The sequence below is a fragment of the Corynebacterium sp. HMSC074E01 genome (genome assembly GCF_001808885.1).
Lineage (GTDB): Bacteria > Actinomycetota > Actinomycetes > Mycobacteriales > Mycobacteriaceae > Corynebacterium.
Map to the genome: position 1 here is coordinate 1 of NZ_KV794822.1, position 17,798 is coordinate 17,798.

Sequence of the window (17,798 nt, forward strand, 5' to 3'; positions counted from 1 at the left end):
TAAAACAGCTCCCGCAACCCCGCAACCGGAAGAATAAACACCCAGCTCAGATGTGGGTGAAGAGTCAATCACGGGCGCGGGGCTATATGCGCTACAGGTGTTGGGGTGGACAGATTCGCGTTCTGGGGGAGCTGACCGCCGGGGAAAGAATGCCACTGGCGTGCGGGGAAATGCTGGCCTCAGGCGCAATTGCTGGGTGCGGAAACGGAACGGGAAAGCCCCACGAGGAGGGGCTTGGAACCTTAGGCTCTGGTAGGGCCCAGCGGCATGGTGCGCTTGTGGGCGCCGCGACGCCAGAGGGTTTCGATGCGCTCGCGGGCGTCGTCAGGCACTGCCTTGCCCTCGAGGTAGTCATCGATGTGGGCGTAGGTGACGCCGAGCGCTTCTTCGTCGGAAAGCAAGGGGCGGTCATCCTCAAGGTCGGCAGTGGGGACCTTCTTCCACGTGGATTCAGGAGCCCCGAGGTACTCGAGGAGTTGAGCGCCTTGACGCTTGTTAAGCCCGGCGAGGGGCAAGACGTCGGCAGCACCATCTCCCCACTTGGTAAAGAAGGCGGTGACGTTTTCGGCGGCGTGGTCTGTACCGATGACCAAGGCCCCGACCTCGCCGGCCAGCGCGTATTGCGCAGACATGCGCAGGCGAGCCTTGAGGTTGCCTCGATTGAAGTCCCCCAGGGAGTCCTGTTGCAAGGCGTTGGCAACGACGCCGTCGAGAGCTGCGGTGGCCTCGGCAATGTTGACGGTGAGGGAGTAGTCAGGCTCGATGAAGTCGAGAGCGATCTGTGCGTCATCCTCGTCGGCCTGCACTCCGTGGGGAAGGCGCACGGCCCAGAAATGCGCCCCGTCGACGCGGGCCACCGCCAGCTGCGCCAAGCGTCCGGCCAGGGTGGAGTCCTGACCACCAGAGATGCCCAGGACAAAGCCCTTCGCGCCGGTGGTGCGGAGGTAGTCCACCAAAAAAGCGACGCGGCGCTCAACCTCTTCTGCTGGATCGATACGGGGCTTTACGCCAAGGGCCTTGATGATGTCGTGCTGGAGGTCTGAGGATTCATGTGACATGACGACCATGGTAGCCGCCTGCGACAATAGGAACCCGTGAACAAAGATACGTACGTCATGATGGTCGCAGGCATAGCCGCCCTGGGCGGCTTGCTCTTTGGATATGACACCGGAGTGATGTCTGGGGCCCTCCTCTTCGTGGGGCCGGAATTCGGTATGTCTGCCCATGAGGAAGGGCTCGTCACCTCGATGCTGTTGGTTGGCGCGGCAGTCGGTGCGCTGGCGGCTGGGCGTGTGGCGAGCGTAATCGGGCGACGCCGAACCCTCATCGCCGGCGGACTCATCTTCGTGGCTGGTTCCGTGTGGTGTGCGCTCGCAAACTCGGCCGCGGACCTTGCTACCGCCCGCACATTCCTTGGTGTGGCGGTGGGCGCGGTGTCCATCGTCTCTCCGATGTACATCTCTGAGATCACCCCGGCGGCTGTGCGGGGCCGGATGGTCTCCCTTAACACGCTCATGATCGTCGTCGGGCAGCTGCTCGCGTACGGGGTGAACTCGCTGCTGGCTGCAAGCGGCAGCTGGCATTGGATGCTCGGGCTGGCCGCGGTCCCGGGCGCGGCGCTGGCGCTCGGCATGGTCTTCCTCCCTGATACCCCGGCGTGGCTCGCGGCACAAGGCCGAACGAGCGAAGCTGCCGCAGTCAGCGCTCGGGTAGGCGCGCGGGGAGCGGAGTTGGAGCATAGCGCGCGGCGGAGCACGGGTGAATGGCGAGCTTTGCGACGCCACCGCTGGATGCGCTCGGCCATTGCGCTTGCCATGCTCATGGGGGTGACTCAGCAGATTACGGGTGTGAACGCCATTGTGTACTTCGCGCCCACGATGATGAACCAGGTGGGTATCTCCACTACCAACTCGGTGTATACGTCGATGGTGATCGGTGCGGTATCCGTCGTAGCGTGCCTCGTGGGCATGCGCGTGATTGACCGACTGGGGCGCCGCCGGCTGTTGCTAGCAGGCTTATGCGGCAACGTTGTTTCGCTCGTGGTTCTAGCTGTGGCTTATCACTTCGCTTATGATTCCACGCCGCTGGCTATGCTGGCGCTAACATGCATGGCGGCGTTCATTGCCTTCCAGCAGGCGGCGGTCTCCCCGGCCACGTGGCTGCTGATGTCAGAAATCGTGCCATCCGAAGTTCGCGGCTTGGGCATGGGAATCGCCGGGCTGGCGCTGTGGGTGAGTAACTGGGCGGTGGCGCAGTTCTTCTTGCCGGTGGTCGAGTGGCTCGGCGGCTCGCTGGCCTTCGTAATCTTTGCGGTCTTGGGCCTCGTCGCGGTGGGGTATACCCGCGCCCTCGTTCCGGAAACGACGGGGAAGAGCCTCGAGGATGTTGCCGAACAGCTTCGCTCCCGCTACTCCGAAAGCTGAGTGTTTTGGTTATGACGCGCGCGTGGGGTAACATTTTTCCTCGTGTCATTGCTGGGTGTCTGCCCGGCTGTGCTTTGAACTAATCAATCGCATCTAGATTGCGCATAACGAAAGGAGCGCCCGATGAAGGTTCGCAAGTCGCTTCGGTCGCTGAAGAAGAAGCCGGGCGCCCAGGTTATTCGCCGCCACGGTAAGGTCTTCGTGATCAACAAGAAGGATCCGCGCTTCAAGGCTCGTCAGGGCTAAGTCGTACGGACTCATGCCGCCCCCTTCAGTACGCTCGTTGCTTGCTGAAGGGGGCGGTTTCCTTTTGCGCTTCCCCCGGCTGAAACTGCCCCTGTGAGCTTAAGGGGCCTTTCGTGCCGGTGTGTGGGAGGCGAAAACTGGGGATCAAGTGGTGTTTGTCACAAACTAGGTGAATCTTCGGTGAACGAGCAGGGAATATTACTCGTGTAGTTACCGCCGTGGCAATGGGTGAAGTGATGGGGTGTCAACATGTGGGGTCGGGGCGGGTTACATCCTGGGAATATCACCCTTGTAACTACTATATATAGTGTTAGTTGCGGGGTGCGGGCACAAAGTATAGTGTCGTTGATGTTGCTTGAGCGGCGGGTCTGCACCGCTGTTCAAAGCTTTAATGCAGGGCTACTAAGCGCCCCGCTGGTATCGAATTCAACAGTCACTCCGCGTGTAGTGCCGAAGGAAGCTGAAGGAACGTCACATGAGCATCACCCTCTACACCAAGCCCGCTTGCGTCCAGTGCAACGCCACCAAAAAGGCTCTTGACCGTGCCGGTCTCGACTACGAAACGGTGGATATCACTCTGGATGATGATGCCCGTGACTACGTCATGGCCCTGGGTTACGTCCAGGCGCCGGTCGTTGAAGCTCACGGTGAGCACTGGTCCGGATTCCGCCCTGACCGCATCAAGGCACTCTCCGTTATGGCGGCAAGCGCCTAGGGAACAGCCATGTTGGTCGTGTATTTCTCTTCCGCTACGGAAAACACCCACCGCTTCGTCGAGAAGCTCGGCCTTCCCAGCGCCCGCATCCCGCTGCGTCTCAGCGATGAGCCTCTCACCGTGAATGAACCTTACGTCTTGATTTGTCCGACGTATGGGGGAGGGGCATCAATGAGCGGGCAGAACACCCGGCCTGTTCCCAAGCAGGTCATTCGTTTCCTGAATGACGAACACAACCGCAGCTTCATCCGCGCTGTCGTAGCTGGAGGCAACAGCAACTTCGGCAGTGACTTTGGCAAGGCCGGCGACGTCATCGCCGCCAAGTGTAAGGTTCCTTATGTGTACCGCTTCGAACTTCTCGGAACCGAGGAAGATGTCACAATTTGCCGTGAAGGCCTTTTGGCCAACGCGGCCGCTTTAGGTTTAGCCGCCTAAAGCCTCATTCCTACTATTTTGTCTCTCCATTTCGCCATAGCAAAGAAAGGCCCGTGAACGTCGTGACCACGCAATTGGGTAAGACCGTCGCTGAACCTGTGAAGCCAGAGGAGCAGCTGGATTACCATGCGCTCAACGCACTCCTGAACCTGTATGACGAGAACGGCAAGATTCAGTTCGACAAGGACCGTGAGGCCGCGAACCAATTCTTCCTCCAGCACGTCAACCAGAACACCGTCTACTTCCATGATCTGGAAGAAAAGATGCGCTACCTGGTGGACAACAAATACTACGAGCCGGAACTGCTCGAGCAGTACGACTTTGATTTCATCAAGTCCCTGTTCAAGCGCGCCTACGCCTTCAAGTTTCGTTTTAAGACCTTCCTGGGTGCTTACAAGTACTACACCTCGTACACGCTGAAGACTTTCGACGGCCGCCGCTACCTCGAGCGCTTCGAAGACCGCGTGTCCATGACCGCACTCTTCTTGGCCGATGGTGACACTAAGGTGGCTGAGCACCTCGTGGATGAAATCATGACCGGCCGCTTCCAGCCGGCTACCCCGACCTTCCTCAACGCCGGCAAGGCTCAGCGTGGCGAGCTGGTGTCCTGCTTCCTGCTGCGTATTGAGGACAACATGGAGTCGATTGGTCGCTCCATTAACTCCGCTCTGCAGCTGTCCAAGCGCGGCGGCGGCGTGGCGCTGTTGCTGTCCAACATTCGTGAATCTGGCGCGCCCATCAAGCACATTGAGAACCAGTCTTCCGGCGTCATCCCCGTGATGAAGCTGTTGGAGGATTCCTTCTCCTACGCGAACCAGCTGGGTGCCCGTCAGGGTGCTGGTGCGGTTTACCTCAACGCGCACCACCCGGACATCATGAACTTCCTCGACACCAAGCGCGAAAATGCGGATGAGAAGATCCGCATTAAGACTCTTTCGCTTGGCATCGTGATCCCAGATATCACCTTCGAGCTGGCGAAGCGGAACGATGACATGTACCTGTTCAGCCCGTACGACGTCGAGCGCGTCTACGGCAAGGCTTTCGGTGATATCTCCGTTACTGAGCACTACGAAGAGATGGTTGAGGATCCGCGTATCCGCAAGAAGAAGATCAACGCTCGCCACTTCTTCCAGACCGTCGCGGAGCTGCAGTTCGAATCCGGTTACCCCTACATCATGTTCGAGGACACCGTGAACCGCGCCAACCCAGTCAAGACTGGGCGCATCAACATGTCGAACCTCTGCTCGGAGATTCTGCAAGTCAACTCCCCGTCGGAGCTCAACGAGGACCTCACCTACAAGACCTTGGGCAGCGATATTTCTTGCAACCTTGGTTCCTTGAACATCGCCGCCACCATGGATTCCCCGGACTTCGCGCTGACGGTGGAGACTGCTATCCGTGGTTTGACCGCGGTGTCGGATAAGACCGCCATCAACTCTGTTCCTTCCGTGCGCAAGGGCAACGATGATTCCCATGCCATCGGTCTGGGCCAGATGAACCTGCACGGCTACCTCGGCCGCGAGCACATTGAATATGGCTCCGAGGAAGGCTTGGACTTCACCAACGCCTACTTCGCCGCCATCATGTACGCTGCGCTGCGCGCATCCAACAAGCTGGCCCGCGAACGCGGCGAGTACTTCAGCGAGTTTCCCGAGTCTGACTACGCTAGTGGCGAGTTCTTCGACCGCTATGATCCGGCTGATTTTGCTCCCCGTACGGAGAAAGTTAAGGAGCTCTTCGCCAAGTCCTCGATCCACACCCCGTCGGCAGAGGAGTGGGCGCAGCTGAAGGCGGACGTCGCCAAGCACGGCATTTACAACCGCAACCTGCAGGCGGTGCCTCCGACCGGATCGATTTCCTACATCAATAACTCGACCTCTTCGATCCACCCGATTGCCTCCAAGATCGAGATTCGTAAGGAAGGCAAGATCGGCCGCGTCTACTACCCGGCGCCGCACATGGACAACGACAACCTGGAGTACTTCAAGGACTCCTACGAGATCGGCTACGAGAAGATCATCGATACCTACGCCGAAGCCACGAAGTACGTTGACCAAGGTCTGTCGTTGACGCTGTTCTTCAAGGACACCGCCACTACCCGCGATATCAACCGCGCCCAGATTTACGCTTGGCGCAAGGGCATTAAGACCCTCTACTACATCCGCCTGCGCCAGATGGCTCTGGAGGGAACTGAGATTGAGGGCTGCGTTTCCTGCATGCTCTAGTCTTTATTCGCACGCGCCTCAATGAGAATGGCGCGTGCGATTTTTTCTGCCTCGGGGGAGTCACCGCGGTGGATTGCCTCCGCTAGATCGAGGTGGAGCTGTGCGGTGCCGGCCGTGGGGTTGCGTTTGCGGGAACCATAGAGGGAGCGCCCGCGCACCATGGACAGCAGATAGGGGCTCAGCGCCGTGAACATTTCATTGCCCGAGGCGTGGAGAACCATGGCGTGGAACCGCAGATCTGTGGCGAGGTGCTCGCCCACGCGCCGCGTTGGCGTGACTTGGAGGCGGTGGGCCAGCTCCAGGATCTCTTCCTTATCTTCTGGGGAAGCGTGCTGCGCGGCTAAGCCCGCGGCGACAGGCTCGATGGCGAGGCGTAGATCATTAAGAGAGGTGCGCTGACTATCGCGCGATTTCTCGGAACCTAAACGCCAAGAAATGATTGCGGGATCGTAGACCGCCCATTCACTGATGGGGAGCACTGTAATACCTACTCGGCGCGACGAGGAGACCATCCCTAGGTGCTCGAGCGCGCGCATGGCTTCGCGGGCTACGGTTCGGGAAATACCGAAGCGCGCGCAGAGATCAGTGAGTGTAAATCGATCACCGGCTGCCAGCGTGCCGCTGACGATGTCCGTGCCCAAAGCGTCGAGCACGGTGCTGAGGAGGGGGGCGGAGGAGTCAGTCATTCCATCGAAACTCGGGGTCATGAGAACAGGGCTTAAGTATAAAACACGCTGGAATTTTGGCCCCTAGTTTTAGAGGGTACGATGGCACCGAACCCCCAAAAATACTAGCAAGACGAGGTGACGTGCGTGTCTCACGAGTACGACGATTACATCGCTAGCCACGAGGCTCCGGTGAAGGCAATTAACTGGAATACCATTCCAGATGAGAAGGACCTTGAGGTGTGGGATCGCCTGACCGGTAACTTCTGGCTCCCGGAGAAGGTTCCGGTGTCCAACGACATCCCGAGCTGGAAGACGCTCACGGAGAAGGAACAGGAGACCACCATGCGTGTTTTCGCTGGCCTCACCCTGCTCGATACCATTCAGGGCACCGTGGGTGCGGTCTCGCTGCTTCCCGACGCCGTCACGCCCCACGAGGAGGCCGTGTACACCAACATCGCCTTTATGGAGTCCGTCCACGCGAAGTCCTACTCCAATATTTTTATGACGCTGGCGTCGACACCCATGATCAACGACGCTTTCCGCTGGTCCGAGGAGAATGAAAACCTCCAGCGCAAGGCCAAGATCGTCATGTCCTACTATGAGGGGGATAACCCGCTGAAGAAGAAGGTAGCGTCCGTGCTGCTGGAATCCTTCCTCTTTTACTCTGGTTTCTTCCTGCCGATGCACTTCTCTTCGCGAGCAAAGCTGACGAACACGGCCGATATCATCCGCCTCATTATTCGCGATGAGGCCGTTCACGGCTACTACATCGGCTACAAGTTCCAGCAGGGCTACAAGGAGCTTTCGGAGCCGGAGCAGGAAGAGTTGAAGGGCTATGCCTTCGACTTGCTCTACGAGCTTTACGAGAACGAGATTGACTACACCGAGGATCTCTACGATGAGCTGGGTTGGACCGAGGATGTGAAGCGCTTCCTGCGCTACAACGCCAACAAGGCGCTGAACAACCTGGGCTTCGAGGGTCTCTTCCCTGCGGATGAAACCCGCGTGTCCCCAGCGATCCTGTCCTCGCTGTCTCCGAACGCGGATGAGAACCATGACTTCTTCTCTGGTTCCGGCTCTTCCTATGTGATTGGCAAGGCCGAGGAAACTACCGACGACGACTGGGACTTCTAAACCCTCCCCGTCGGTGCCGCGCACCTCCCGAGAGGATCAACCGAAAGGTTGATTCTTTCAGGGGGTGCGTTTTCGGCTTTTGGGGGCCTACAGGACGCGCCTTCTGTGTTCTAGATCACCGAGCGCTAAGGCGTGCCGCGGCGGGTCGGCCGCGTACAAGGGGTTATCTGCTCCAAACGGGGCTAGCAAGGGCAGTGGAAAATAACAGAGCGCTGGAAATTTGGCCCTGAGGTGGCCTAATATAATGCGAGTAAACCTAGGTGTTTGATCGCTGAGCGTGTGGCGCGTGAAAACGCGTGATACCGATGTGGTTAAACGCTTGTTCTTCAGGAGGATTTTATGACCGCTGTGGCGCCACGGCTCGACGATTATGTCGCGCCTACACGTCCGGAGCCGACTGGTAATGCAAAGACCGGTTCCAAGGCGTGGACGTTGCTAACCACCACCGACCACAAGCAGCTGGGCATCATGTACATGATCATGTCCTTCAGCTTCTTCTTCCTCGGTGGCTTTATGGCTCTGCTTCTTCGTGCTGAGCTTTTCACCCCGGGACTGCAGTTCCTGTCCAATGAGCAGTTCAACCAGCTGTTCACCATGCACGGCACCGTAATGCTGCTGCTGTTTGCAACACCAGTGGTGTGGGCATTCGGTAACTACGTTCTGCCCCTGCAGATTGGTGCACCGGATGTGGCCTTCCCGCGTCTGAATGCTTTCGGTTTCTGGATTACCCTGACCGGCGGCATCGTGATGCTCGCGGGCTTCTTGACTCCGGGCGGTGCTGCTGACTTCGGCTGGACCATGTACATGCCACTGGCTGACTCGGTTCACACCCCGGGCATCGGCGCGGACATGTGGATTGTCGGTGTGGGTGCTACCGGTGTCGGTACCATCGCTTCCGCCATCAACATGATCACCACGGTCCTCACCCTGCGTGCGCCGGGCATGACCATGTTCCGTCTACCGGTCTTCACCTGGGCTGTGTTTACCGCTTCCATCATCGTGCTGATGATCTTCCCGCTGCTGACCGCCGCAGCGCTGGGCGTTCTTTATGACCGCAAGCTGGGCGGCCACATCTATGACTCTGCCAACGGCGGTGCCATCCTGTGGCAGCACCTCTTCTGGTTCTTCGGCCACCCGGAGGTCTACGTCTTGGCACTGCCGTTCTTCGGCATCATTTCTGAGGTTGTGCCGGTCTTCGCCCGCAAGCCGGTCTTCGGTTACATCGGCCTGGTCTTCGCCCTGCTGGCCATCGGCGCGCTGTCCATGGCCGTGTGGGCCCACCACATGTTCGTCACCGGTGCTGTCCTGTTGCCGTTCTTCTCCTTCATGACCTTCCTCATTGCGGTTCCGACCGGCGTGAAGTTCTTCAACTGGGTTGGCACCATGTGGAAGGGCCACATCACCTGGGATACCCCGATGATCTTCGCCATGGGCTTCCTGGCTACCTTCCTCTTCGGCGGTATGACCGGCATTATGCTGGCCTCCCCGGCGCTGGACTTCCACCTTGCTGAGTCCTACTTCTTGATTGCTCACTTCCACTACACCCTGTTCGGTACCGTGGTGTTCTCCGCTTTCGCTGGCCTGTACTTCTGGTTCCCGAAGATGACCGGACGCATGCTCGATGAGCGCCTGGGTAAGATTCACTTCTGGCTGACCTTCATTGGCTTCCACGGCACCTTCCTGGTTCAGCACTGGGTGGGCAACATGGGTATGCCGCGTCGTTATGCCGATTACCTGGAGTCCGATGGCTTCACGGTCTTCAACCAGATTTCCACCATCTTCTCCTTCGTCCTGGGTGCCTCGGTTATCCCGCTGGTCTGGAACGTCTTCAAGTCTTGGCGCTACGGCGAGATCGTCACCGTGGACGATCCGTGGGGCTACGGCAACTCCCTCGAGTGGGCCACCTCCTGCCCGCCGCCGCGCCACAACTTCGTATCCCTGCCGCGCATCCGCTCCGAGCGTCCGGCCTTCGAGCTGCACTACCCGCACATGGTTAAGCGCATGCGCGAGGAAGCACACTCCGGCCACTAAGCACTCACTAGCTGAGTACTCCTGATAACGCCGCCTCCCCATCACAGCGATGGGGAGGCGGCGTTTGCCGTAGGTGGAGATTCCGGGATCGCGGTGTGCGATAATGAGGCCCGTGGATAATCACAGTGAACAAGTCTTTGCCGTTGTCACCGCCTCTGGCCCTGACAAGCCAGGCGTATCGGCCGCCTTCTTCCGAGTCCTGAGCTCCCACAACGTCGAGCTCGTCGACGCCGAACAGGCTATCTTTTCCGGCCGCATCTCCCTTTCCGCGTATATCCGAGTGCAGGGTTCCCGCCTCAAAGCACTTGAGCAGGGCCTGCGCAACACGTTGAGCATCTATGCGCAATCCATCAACGTGGACCTTCGGGAAGAAGAGGCGACCTCACGGCCGCGCTCCACGCACGTCGTCGTGGTGCTAGGGCGCCAGCTCAACGCCAGCCATATGTCGGCGATTGCCAAAGAATTGGCCAATCTCAACGTCAACATCGACCGCATCCGCGGGCTTTCTACGTACCCGCTCAACGGTCTCGAGCTTTACATCACGATTGAGGGAGCCTCCGACCCTGTCCGCGCCATGCTGGCGCGTCTCGCCACGGAGCAAGGCGTGGACATCGCCATCGAGCGCTCCGGCCTGCAACGCCGCTCAAAGCGCCTCATTTGCTTTGACTGCGACTCCACCCTCATCACCGGCGAGGTCATCGAGATGTTGGCCGCCCACGCCGGAAAGGAAGCGGAGGTTGCCGCGGTGACGGAGCGCGCGATGCGCGGCGAGCTGGATTTCGAGGAGTCTCTTCGCGAGCGCGTGGCCACTTTGGCAGGATTGCCGGAGTCAGTCATCAAGGAAACTGCCGCCGATATTCGTCTGACTCCGGGCGTGCGCACCACCATTCGCACGCTCAAGCGCATGGGCTACCGCGTTGCAGTGGTCTCAGGCGGCTTCATCCAGGTGCTCGAGGACCTAGCTCAGGAGCTCGACCTTGACTATGTGCGCGCCAATACCCTCGAGATCGAGGACGGCAAGCTCACCGGCCGCGTCATCGGGGACGTGGTGGACCGCAAGGCCAAGGAAATGTTCCTGCGTGAGTTCGCCGCGGATTCGGGTCTGAGCATGCGGCAGACCGTTGCGGTTGGTGACGGTGCCAACGATATCGACATGATCTCCGCTGCCGGCTTGGGCATCGCCTTCAATGCCAAGCCCGCGCTGCGGGAGGTTGCGGATACCTCGGTCAACCACCCGTACATGGATGAGATCCTGCAGATCCTGGGCATCCCCATGGAGGAAGTCGCCAGTGAATAACCTCCGCGAGGCCCACCGCCGCCTCGTGGCCGCGTGCAGCGAGCGCAGCTGGCGGGATGACCCTGAGGACCCCAACAAGCCCGAGACCATTCAGGCTATGCAGATTGCACTCAACCTGCCCAAGCAAGACCCGCCCAAGCGCACGGAGGTGTTGGAGGCGGCAGCGAGGGGCGTCGTCAAGCTCTGCCTCGACGATCGGGCTGGACAGGATGGAGCCTTCGCTGAGGCCTTGGGGCAGTGGTATGGGCACCGCATTCGTAAGGTGGCGCGGCGGGCGCGCAACAAGGCCTGGCGTGATGTCCAGGCCCTGCCGGGCGTCACCGTGGAGAACCGCGCGCGTGTTTTCCTCCCCTCAGCGGTACAGGATGTGCACCCGCTCGTGGCCAAGCTGCAGATTGGCCATACCGACCTCCCGAAAGATGAGCAGGAGCCCGCGCTTGGCGACGCCCCCGTGATCTACATCGACGCGTCCCTCGCGATGAGCGCGGGAAAGGCCGCAGCACAAGTAGGGCACGGTTCGATGCTGTTGGCCGCGGCGATGAGCGCCGAGGAAGTAGAAGACTGGGCAGCACAGGACTTTGCGCTGTCCGTGCGCGAAATTCCCCATGAGGAGTTTGCCGTGGCTTGTGCGCGTCCGGGAGCGGTGGTGGTGCGCGACGCCGGCTTCACCGAGGTCGCCCCGGACTCAGCCACGGTGTGCGCGCTGCGCCGCCCCTAGCGGGCCTCAACCAGGCGCTTGAGAGCGCCGCGTACAACCTCAGGGTCGCTCGTGGGCCACATCTGCGGCATCGAGGCGCGTAGGTAGGAGCCATAGCGCTTGGTTTCCAAGCGGCTATCGAGGACCGCGACGACCCCGCGGTCGTTGGCGGAACGCAGCAGGCGGCCCGCGCCTTGGGCCATAAGCAGCGCCGCGTGCGTAGCGGAAACCTCCATGAAACCATTGCGCCCAGCCGCCTTGGCGGCTTCGGTGCGGGCTTGCATGAGGGGGTTATCCGGGCGGGGGAAAGGAATGCGGTCGATGAGGACGAGGGAACAGGCAGGTCCCGGTACGTCGACGCCCTGCCAGAGGGTGAGTGTGCCGAAGAGACAGGAGTTCTCGTTCTTTGTGAACTTATCCACGAGCGCGCCAATGGAGTCCTCGCCCTGGAGGAAGATATCGAAGGGGAGGGTGGGCTTGAGTTCCTCAGCTGCCTGTTGCGCGGCCCGGCGCGAGGAGAAGAGCCCGAGAGTACGCCCGCCCGCAGCCATAATGAGCTCGCGGATCTCCTTGAGCGTCTCCGGGCTGAGACCGTCGCGGCCCGGCTGCGGTAGATGCGAGGCGGTATACAAGATGCCGCTGCGAGCAGGATCGAAAGGATATCCCACATCGAGGCTGTCCCATGAACCTTTGGGCAGGCCCCATTGCGCGGCCATGGCGTCGAAGCGACCGCCCAAGGCCAGTGTGGCGGAGGTCAGCACCACGGTCTGTTCGCCGAAGAGCTTTTCGTGCAGCATGCCGGCGATGGAGAGCGGGGCCACGGCGAGGGTGTCGTTCAGCGTGCGCTCATCGCGCTCCAGCCACACCACGTCGGCGTGCGCGGCGGGGTCACCAGTGGCGAAAACGTCGAGGATGCGGGCGATGGCTTCGACGAGACCGCTGAGGTGATTGGACAGGTTTTGGCGCTCGGCAGATTTTTCCGGGTCTTGGGCCTGTTCGCCTTCGGGGGCGCGGGCGATAGTCTCGCGGCAGTCGGCCAGCGTGTCCGCGAGGCTCATGAGTTGTTGTTTGGCTTCCTCAGGGAGGTCTGTCCAGCGGCCCGGTGTGAATTCCCCGAGCAGTTGGCTCAACTCGTTGGCCTGCTCGGTGAGGCGTTGGTCCTTGCCGTTGGCTCCGAGAGCTTTGGCACGGTTGGCCGCCATCTTCAGCGCACGACCGGTGATTTCGGCGGTCGAGACCGAGGTGATGCGTCCGTCCAATTCGTGGGCCTCATCGATAATGACGACATCGTGCTCAGGCAGGATGTTGATGTCTGCCACCGCATCGATGGCGAGCAGCGCGTGGTTGGTGACGACGATATCGACGTCCGCTGCGCGACGCCGCGCGAGCTCCGCGAAGCAGTCCTCGCCGTGCGGACAGCGCGTAGCGCCGAGACATTCGTTGGAGGTGACAGAAACCTGCCGCCACGCGAGATCGGGCACTCCTGGTTCTAAGTCCTCGCGGTCACCAGTCTCGGTGTCCTCCGCCCATTCATAGACCCGTTGGACATGGCGGCCAAGGTGAGAGATGGAGTCCTCATCAAGCAGGGCATCTTCGTCCTCCAACTCGGCGGCACGGGAGACCTTGTTGAGGCAGACATAGTTGGAGCGCCCCTTCATGATGGCGAAGGTCGGCTTCTTCTCCAGGTGCGGCTCGAGGGCTTCGGCGAGGCGCGGCAGGTCTCGTTCCACGAGCTGGCGCTGCAATGCCAGGGTGGCGGTGGAGACGATCACGGTGTGGCCAGTGCCTTGGGCGTGGCGGAAGGCAGGAACCAGGTAAGCCAAGGACTTGCCCGTACCAGTTCCCGCCTGCACGGCGAGGTGGCGTTCCTTTTCCAAGGCGGTGGTCACAGCCTCCGCCATGCGCACTTGGCCGGCACGCCGCGAGCCACCGAGGGCGGAAACGGCGGCGTCGAGAAGGTCAACCGTTGAGTCGTGCATGTCAGGCAGTGTAGTCGGTCGCCTCCGCCAGGCTTCTTAAGAGTCGAAGCCGATGAAGCGGGTCGGGACCGCAGGCTCGTCGCGGGTAAGTGCCAGGCCTTCCCACGGCAAGGTAGTGATGGCCTGGGCTAGGTATTCACGGGATTCGTGGAGGGTAGGAAGGTTTCCTACGATCTCTCCGTCGCGCATGAGCGGCACCGTCATCTCACGTGTACGCAGCGTGCCTGTGTCCGGGTCCTCGGCGGAGAAGGGGAGTACGAGCTCCTCGACGGCCACTCCGGAGGAACGGTAGGCGCGCAAGGAACGCTTCGCCCCACCCTGCGACTTCTTCGAGGAGGAGCGCTTGGCTACTCGGTGGCCGTCGACCTCGACGACCTTGTACACCATGCTGGCCGTCGGGGCGCCAGAGCCGGTGACTACCGAGGTGCCCACGCCGTAGACGTCGACGGGATCGCCGCGCAGGCCGGCGATGGCGAACTCGTCGAGGTCGGAGGACACCACGATCTTGGTGTTGTGATTGCCCAAGTCATCGAGCTGCTTGCGCACGCGGCGGGTGACCGCGGCCAAGTCGCCGGAGTCGATGCGCACACCGCCCAGCTCGGGGCCGGCTACGCGCACGGCGGTTTCTACGCCCTTGGTGATGTCATAGGTATCCACGAGCAGGGTGGTGTCCACGCCAAGGGTCTCGATCTGGCTGCGGAAAGCTGCCTCTTCGTTCGGGGTGCCGTCCTCGTTGACATGCGCCAGCGTCCATGCATGCGCCGCGGTGCCAGAGACTGGAATGTCGTAGCGGTAGCCGGCTTCCAAGTTGGAGGTGGCCTGGAAACCTGCCAGGTAGGCGGCGCGGGCGGCGGTCACGGCAGCGTATTCGTGGGTGCGGCGCGAGCCCATCTCGATGATGGGGCGGCCATCCGCAGCCACAACCATGCGTGAGGCCGCAGAAGCCACCGCGGAATCGGAATTCATGATGGACAGGATCACCGTTTCCAGGATCAGGCATTCACCAAAGGTGCCGCGCACGGTCAGCAGCGGCGAATTGGGGAAATAAAGCTCACCCTCGCGGTAGCCATCGATGTGCCCAGAGAAACGGTAATTGGCCAGGTATTCCTTGGTTTCTGCATCCAAGAAGTCCATCTCTGCCAGCTGCTGGGCGGTGAAGCGGAAATCCCGTACGGCGCGAAGGACGCGCTCGGTGCCGGCAACGACACCATAGCGCCGCTCGTTGGGGAGACGGCGGGCGAACACCTCGCAGGCAACCTGGCGGTGTGCAGAGCCATCGCGTAATGCTGCTTGCAGCATGGTCAGCTCATATTTATCGGTAAGGAGAGCCGTGGAACGATCGCTAGGTTCGAACCCAGAACCCTGGGCATTGTCTGAGATAGTAGTCACATCGAAGATGCTACTCAGGCAGTACCGAAAAATCAGCTCTTCTATTCCTCAAGCTGAATGACAACGTAGACCTCGCCGTCGTTGTAGGCCGTGCCTACCGCGGCAGTGGTCATCCGGGGGTCGCGCAAAGCGGCAACGTGAGAGGGGGAGGCGAGAAATTTCTCGATAAATTCATATCCGCTGGCTTGGTCCAAGGGCAGGTGATTTTGAACCATCTGCACATTTTCATCCGTGTGCTCTTCCGTCTTGGTAACCGCGTTGCACTCCGCCTTTTCGCGGGCAGCGGTTTGGCGTTCGATCCAGGGCACCAGCGGGGCCTGGCCGTCCTCCTTGCGCCACTTGTTGAGCGCCGTGAACAGATCCTCTTGGATGGTGGCGAGCTGGCGTTGGACGGGGACGTCGGGAAGCTCGTAATCGCACGTTTCAGGTGCGGGAGGGGCTGGATCCTGCGAGCTGCCGTCCTCGGACGGAGTGGTCAGGCTGATTACGGCAGTGACGAGCGTGCCGCCCAGGACCAGCACGGTGAGGATGCGCTGCAGGAGGGGGATAAGTTCCTCTCGTGCAGGTTGGCGTCCCGCGAGAATGTCAGTAACGGCTGGGGGAAGGGTGAAAGAATTCATCGGTGCCACCTGGAAACGACAATCAGGTCAAAAGCTGATGACAGTATAACTGCTCGCTACCGGAAAAAATTTGGCTAGGGTAGAGGACATGAAAGCGCACAACGAAACGTCCACGGGCGTGGTGATGAGTTCGCCCATGGCCACCCCGGAGCTGGATGAGGCGATTGACGTCGACGTCGCCACGAGCGAAAACCTGCCGTGGATGTGCATTGTCTGGGATGACCCAGTCAACCTAATGAGCTACGTTTCCTACGTATTCCAGACCGTGCTGGGCTATGACAAAAAGCGGGCCAACGAGCTGATGATGCAAGTCCATACCGAAGGTAAGGCAGCAGTCTCCTCAGGTGAGCGTGACAAGGTCGAAGCCGATGTGAAGAAACTGCAAGTCGCCGGTCTGTGGGCCACGATGCAGCAGGCAGGATAAGAGTATGCAGGCTTGGAAAAAGAAAAAGTCCTTCATGCGTGGTGCGAAATACACGACTGTTTTCGAACCCATGGAGCGCGAAGTTTTAGGCGATCTCACCGCGACGGTCTCCGAGGCCATCATTGCGCGCGCGCAATCAGCGCCCAAGGACGAGCTGGCGGACATGCTCGATATGCCCACCGGCCACACCGAAGCACCGGAGGATCCATCGCTGGCCCGTCTCTTCCCCGATTTTAAGAAGGCAGGGGATGAGGAATTCGATGGCGATAATGCGCTGATGCGCTCGCTGCACGAAAATGACATTGCGCGCGCCAAGCTGGAAAACCTTCAAGTGATTAACACCGCCCTCGGTCCCACCGGCGGGGTAGAGGTAGCTATCAGCGAGGAAGAAGCACATGCCTTCCTCGCTGGACTCAATGACCTTCGCCTCTTCATCGCCGCTGGGGACGTGCCGCAGGATGCGCCCGGGGCAGACCGCGATACGCTCGTGGAATGGCTGGCGTTCTGCCAGGATTCGCTGCTCAACGTCATCATGGACTAGCACCGTGCAGACGCTTCCAGGCTTGGGCTTTTCCGTCGGCCATGTCACCCATGAGGACACCGGCGTCACCGTCATTTATTGCGGCGAGCAGGGAACCGTGGCTGGCGTTGATGTGCGCGGCGGAGGCCCCGGAACACGCGAGACGGATCTGCTGGAGCCACACAACACGGTCGAACGCGTTCATGCTCTAGTGCTCGCGGGCGGCTCGGCTTTTGGTCTGGCGGCTGCGGACGGCGTCATGCGTGGTTTGGAGGAAGCCGGTATCGGATTCCCCGCGTTCGGGGAGGATATTCCTGGACCCCGCGTGCCCATCGTGCCGGGCGCGGTCATTTTTGATCTGCTCGCCGGCCCACAGCGCCCCACGGCGGAGGACGGAGAGGCCGCTCTACGCGCCGCGTTGGCAGGGCACGACGCCACGAGCGGCAGCGTGGGCGCAGGAACCGGCGCCTGCGCAGGCAAGATCCGGGGTGGGGTGGGCACCGCGTTTGTCGATGCCTCCCCGTTCACCGTCGCCGCGGTCGTCGTAGCCAACCCGGTGGGGCAGGTGATTGATGCTGAGACTGGGCGCTTGTTTGGTGCGCCGGGTGTACCAGCCGTCGACGTTGAGAAGTTTGCCGCGGCTCGCAGCCTAGCCGAGGCTTTTACGGGCACCTCCCGTCTGAATACCACCATCGGTGCGGTGTTGACCGATGCCCCGTTGAGCAAGGCCCAGGTTAAACGTCTTGCGTTAGCGGGCCACGTCGGCATCGCCCGGGCGGTTCGCCCGGCGCATTCCCCACTGGATGGAGATACGCTTTTTGCCGCCGCCTCCGGAACACAGCCTGCGGATCAGGGCATCGGTGCTGCGGAGTTGGCGTCGTTAAGCGCAGCCGCTGCCGACGCCGTTGAGGCAGCCATCGTCGATGCCGTGGTGAGCGCCACCCCGGGGCTGGGTTTGGAGACGTATTCCTCGCTGCGCGCTTGCTAAAGTTGGA

General features: G+C 60.8%; 17 protein-coding genes. 12 read left to right on the forward strand and 5 right to left on the reverse strand.

All coding sequences use genetic code 11. The features are described 5' to 3' along the window. Positions 1-242: 242 nt before the first annotated feature. A complete protein-coding gene (gene nadE, locus HMPREF2537_RS02495; RefSeq protein ID WP_070525281.1) occupies positions 243-1,067 on the reverse strand; it encodes an ammonia-dependent NAD(+) synthetase in 825 nt (274 codons plus the stop codon). A gap of 27 nt (positions 1,068-1,094) precedes the next feature. Here nadE and HMPREF2537_RS02500 point away from each other — a divergent pair, with 27 nt between their 5' ends. The 5 genes from HMPREF2537_RS02500 to nrdE all read left to right on the forward strand — a co-directional run bounded on the left by HMPREF2537_RS02500 (position 1,095) and on the right by nrdE (position 6,044). Beyond that, positions 1,095-2,423 carry a sugar porter family MFS transporter gene (locus HMPREF2537_RS02500; RefSeq protein ID WP_070525282.1) on the forward strand — a complete coding sequence of 443 codons (1,329 nt, stop codon included), beginning with the start codon at positions 1,095-1,097 and terminating at the stop codon, positions 2,421-2,423. Positions 2,424-2,546: 123 nt separating this feature from the next. Next, positions 2,547-2,669, forward strand: coding sequence for a type B 50S ribosomal protein L36 (gene ykgO, locus HMPREF2537_RS02505; protein ID WP_003847162.1), 123 nt, complete (start codon positions 2,547-2,549; stop codon positions 2,667-2,669). A gap of 475 nt (positions 2,670-3,144) precedes the next feature. Continuing rightward, positions 3,145-3,384: a glutaredoxin-like protein NrdH gene (nrdH, locus tag HMPREF2537_RS02510; protein ID WP_010191280.1), complete on the forward strand. Its 240-nt coding sequence runs from the start codon at positions 3,145-3,147 to the stop codon at positions 3,382-3,384. A gap of 9 nt (positions 3,385-3,393) precedes the next feature. After that, a complete protein-coding gene (gene nrdI / locus HMPREF2537_RS02515) occupies positions 3,394-3,819 on the forward strand; it encodes a class Ib ribonucleoside-diphosphate reductase assembly flavoprotein NrdI (RefSeq protein WP_070525283.1) in 426 nt (141 codons plus the stop codon). 62 nt (positions 3,820-3,881) lie between these two features. Beyond that, entirely contained in the window at positions 3,882-6,044 is a 2,163-nt protein-coding gene (nrdE, locus tag HMPREF2537_RS02520) for a class 1b ribonucleoside-diphosphate reductase subunit alpha (RefSeq protein WP_070525409.1), read from the forward strand. Here nrdE and HMPREF2537_RS02525 read toward each other — a convergent pair. After that, positions 6,041-6,751 (reverse strand): FadR/GntR family transcriptional regulator, encoded by a 711-nt coding sequence (locus tag HMPREF2537_RS02525; protein WP_070525284.1) that lies wholly within the window; start codon positions 6,749-6,751, stop codon positions 6,041-6,043. The genes nrdE and HMPREF2537_RS02525 overlap by 4 nt on opposite strands. 105 nt (positions 6,752-6,856) lie before the next feature. On the opposite strand from HMPREF2537_RS02525, the gene nrdF reads away from it, so the two are divergent. The 4 genes from nrdF (at position 6,857) to HMPREF2537_RS02545 (ending at position 11,892) form a co-directional block, all read left to right on the forward strand. Continuing rightward, positions 6,857-7,846, forward strand: a complete 990-nt coding sequence (nrdF, locus tag HMPREF2537_RS02530; protein ID WP_070525285.1) for a class 1b ribonucleoside-diphosphate reductase subunit beta — start codon at positions 6,857-6,859, stop codon at positions 7,844-7,846. A 339-nt stretch (positions 7,847-8,185) separates the two neighbouring features. Further along, positions 8,186-9,877 (forward strand): aa3-type cytochrome oxidase subunit I, encoded by a 1,692-nt coding sequence (ctaD, locus tag HMPREF2537_RS02535; RefSeq protein WP_070525286.1) that lies wholly within the window; start codon positions 8,186-8,188, stop codon positions 9,875-9,877. Between the two features lie 103 nt (positions 9,878-9,980). Then, complete coding sequence (gene serB, locus HMPREF2537_RS02540; protein WP_070525287.1) at positions 9,981-11,174, forward strand: phosphoserine phosphatase SerB; 1,194 nt, start codon at positions 9,981-9,983, stop codon at positions 11,172-11,174. Continuing rightward, positions 11,167-11,892, forward strand: a complete 726-nt coding sequence (locus HMPREF2537_RS02545; protein ID WP_070525288.1) for a peptidyl-tRNA hydrolase — start codon at positions 11,167-11,169, stop codon at positions 11,890-11,892. Before serB ends, HMPREF2537_RS02545 begins: the two co-directional genes overlap by 8 nt. On the opposite strand, the gene HMPREF2537_RS02550 is transcribed toward HMPREF2537_RS02545, so the two are convergent. From HMPREF2537_RS02550 to HMPREF2537_RS02560, 3 genes are read right to left on the reverse strand one after another with little or no spacing between them, the layout of a single operon-like run. Continuing rightward, positions 11,889-13,850, reverse strand: coding sequence for an ATP-dependent DNA helicase (locus HMPREF2537_RS02550; RefSeq protein ID WP_070525289.1), 1,962 nt, complete (start codon positions 13,848-13,850; stop codon positions 11,889-11,891). The genes HMPREF2537_RS02545 and HMPREF2537_RS02550 overlap by 4 nt on opposite strands. 36 nt (positions 13,851-13,886) lie before the next feature. After that, a complete protein-coding gene (locus tag HMPREF2537_RS02555) occupies positions 13,887-15,239 on the reverse strand; it encodes a nicotinate phosphoribosyltransferase (RefSeq protein ID WP_070525290.1) in 1,353 nt (450 codons plus the stop codon). Positions 15,240-15,280: 41 nt separating this feature from the next. Then, on the reverse strand, positions 15,281-15,859 hold the full coding sequence (locus HMPREF2537_RS02560) for a CAP domain-containing protein (RefSeq protein ID WP_246820203.1): 579 nt from the start codon (positions 15,857-15,859) through the stop codon (positions 15,281-15,283). 88 nt (positions 15,860-15,947) lie between these two features. Between HMPREF2537_RS02560 and clpS the strand changes: the two genes are divergently transcribed. The 3 genes from clpS to HMPREF2537_RS02575 are packed head-to-tail and all read left to right on the forward strand — an operon-like array spanning position 15,948 to position 17,791. Then, entirely contained in the window at positions 15,948-16,283 is a 336-nt protein-coding gene (gene clpS / locus HMPREF2537_RS02565; RefSeq protein ID WP_083298951.1) for an ATP-dependent Clp protease adapter ClpS, read from the forward strand. A 4-nt stretch (positions 16,284-16,287) separates the two neighbouring features. Beyond that, positions 16,288-16,824 carry a DUF2017 domain-containing protein gene (locus tag HMPREF2537_RS02570; RefSeq protein ID WP_070525291.1) on the forward strand — a complete coding sequence of 179 codons (537 nt, stop codon included), beginning with the start codon at positions 16,288-16,290 and terminating at the stop codon, positions 16,822-16,824. A 4-nt stretch (positions 16,825-16,828) separates the two neighbouring features. Further along, on the forward strand, positions 16,829-17,791 hold the full coding sequence (locus HMPREF2537_RS02575) for a P1 family peptidase (RefSeq protein ID WP_070525292.1): 963 nt from the start codon (positions 16,829-16,831) through the stop codon (positions 17,789-17,791). The last annotated feature ends 7 nt before the right edge of the window (positions 17,792-17,798 follow it).

What these genes read in the sequence shown, in the direction of transcription:
- nadE (WP_070525281.1), bottom strand. Translation starts at nt 1,067, where the DNA reads ATGGTCGTCATGTCACATGAATCCTCAGACCTCCAGCACGACATCATC.
- ykgO (WP_003847162.1), top strand. Translation starts at nt 2,547, where the DNA reads ATGAAGGTTCGCAAGTCGCTTCGGTCGCTGAAGAAGAAGCCGGGCGCC.
- nrdH (WP_010191280.1), top strand. Translation starts at nt 3,145, where the DNA reads ATGAGCATCACCCTCTACACCAAGCCCGCTTGCGTCCAGTGCAACGCC.
- nrdI (WP_070525283.1), top strand. Translation starts at nt 3,394, where the DNA reads ATGTTGGTCGTGTATTTCTCTTCCGCTACGGAAAACACCCACCGCTTC.
- HMPREF2537_RS02525 (WP_070525284.1), bottom strand. Translation starts at nt 6,751, where the DNA reads ATGACCCCGAGTTTCGATGGAATGACTGACTCCTCCGCCCCCCTCCTC.
- ctaD (WP_070525286.1), top strand. Translation starts at nt 8,186, where the DNA reads ATGACCGCTGTGGCGCCACGGCTCGACGATTATGTCGCGCCTACACGT.
- serB (WP_070525287.1), top strand. Translation starts at nt 9,981, where the DNA reads ATGAGGCCCGTGGATAATCACAGTGAACAAGTCTTTGCCGTTGTCACC.
- HMPREF2537_RS02550 (WP_070525289.1), bottom strand. Translation starts at nt 13,850, where the DNA reads ATGCACGACTCAACGGTTGACCTTCTCGACGCCGCCGTTTCCGCCCTC.
- HMPREF2537_RS02560 (WP_246820203.1), bottom strand. Translation starts at nt 15,859, where the DNA reads ATGAATTCTTTCACCCTTCCCCCAGCCGTTACTGACATTCTCGCGGGA.
- clpS (WP_083298951.1), top strand. Translation starts at nt 15,948, where the DNA reads ATGAAAGCGCACAACGAAACGTCCACGGGCGTGGTGATGAGTTCGCCC.
- HMPREF2537_RS02570 (WP_070525291.1), top strand. Translation starts at nt 16,288, where the DNA reads ATGCAGGCTTGGAAAAAGAAAAAGTCCTTCATGCGTGGTGCGAAATAC.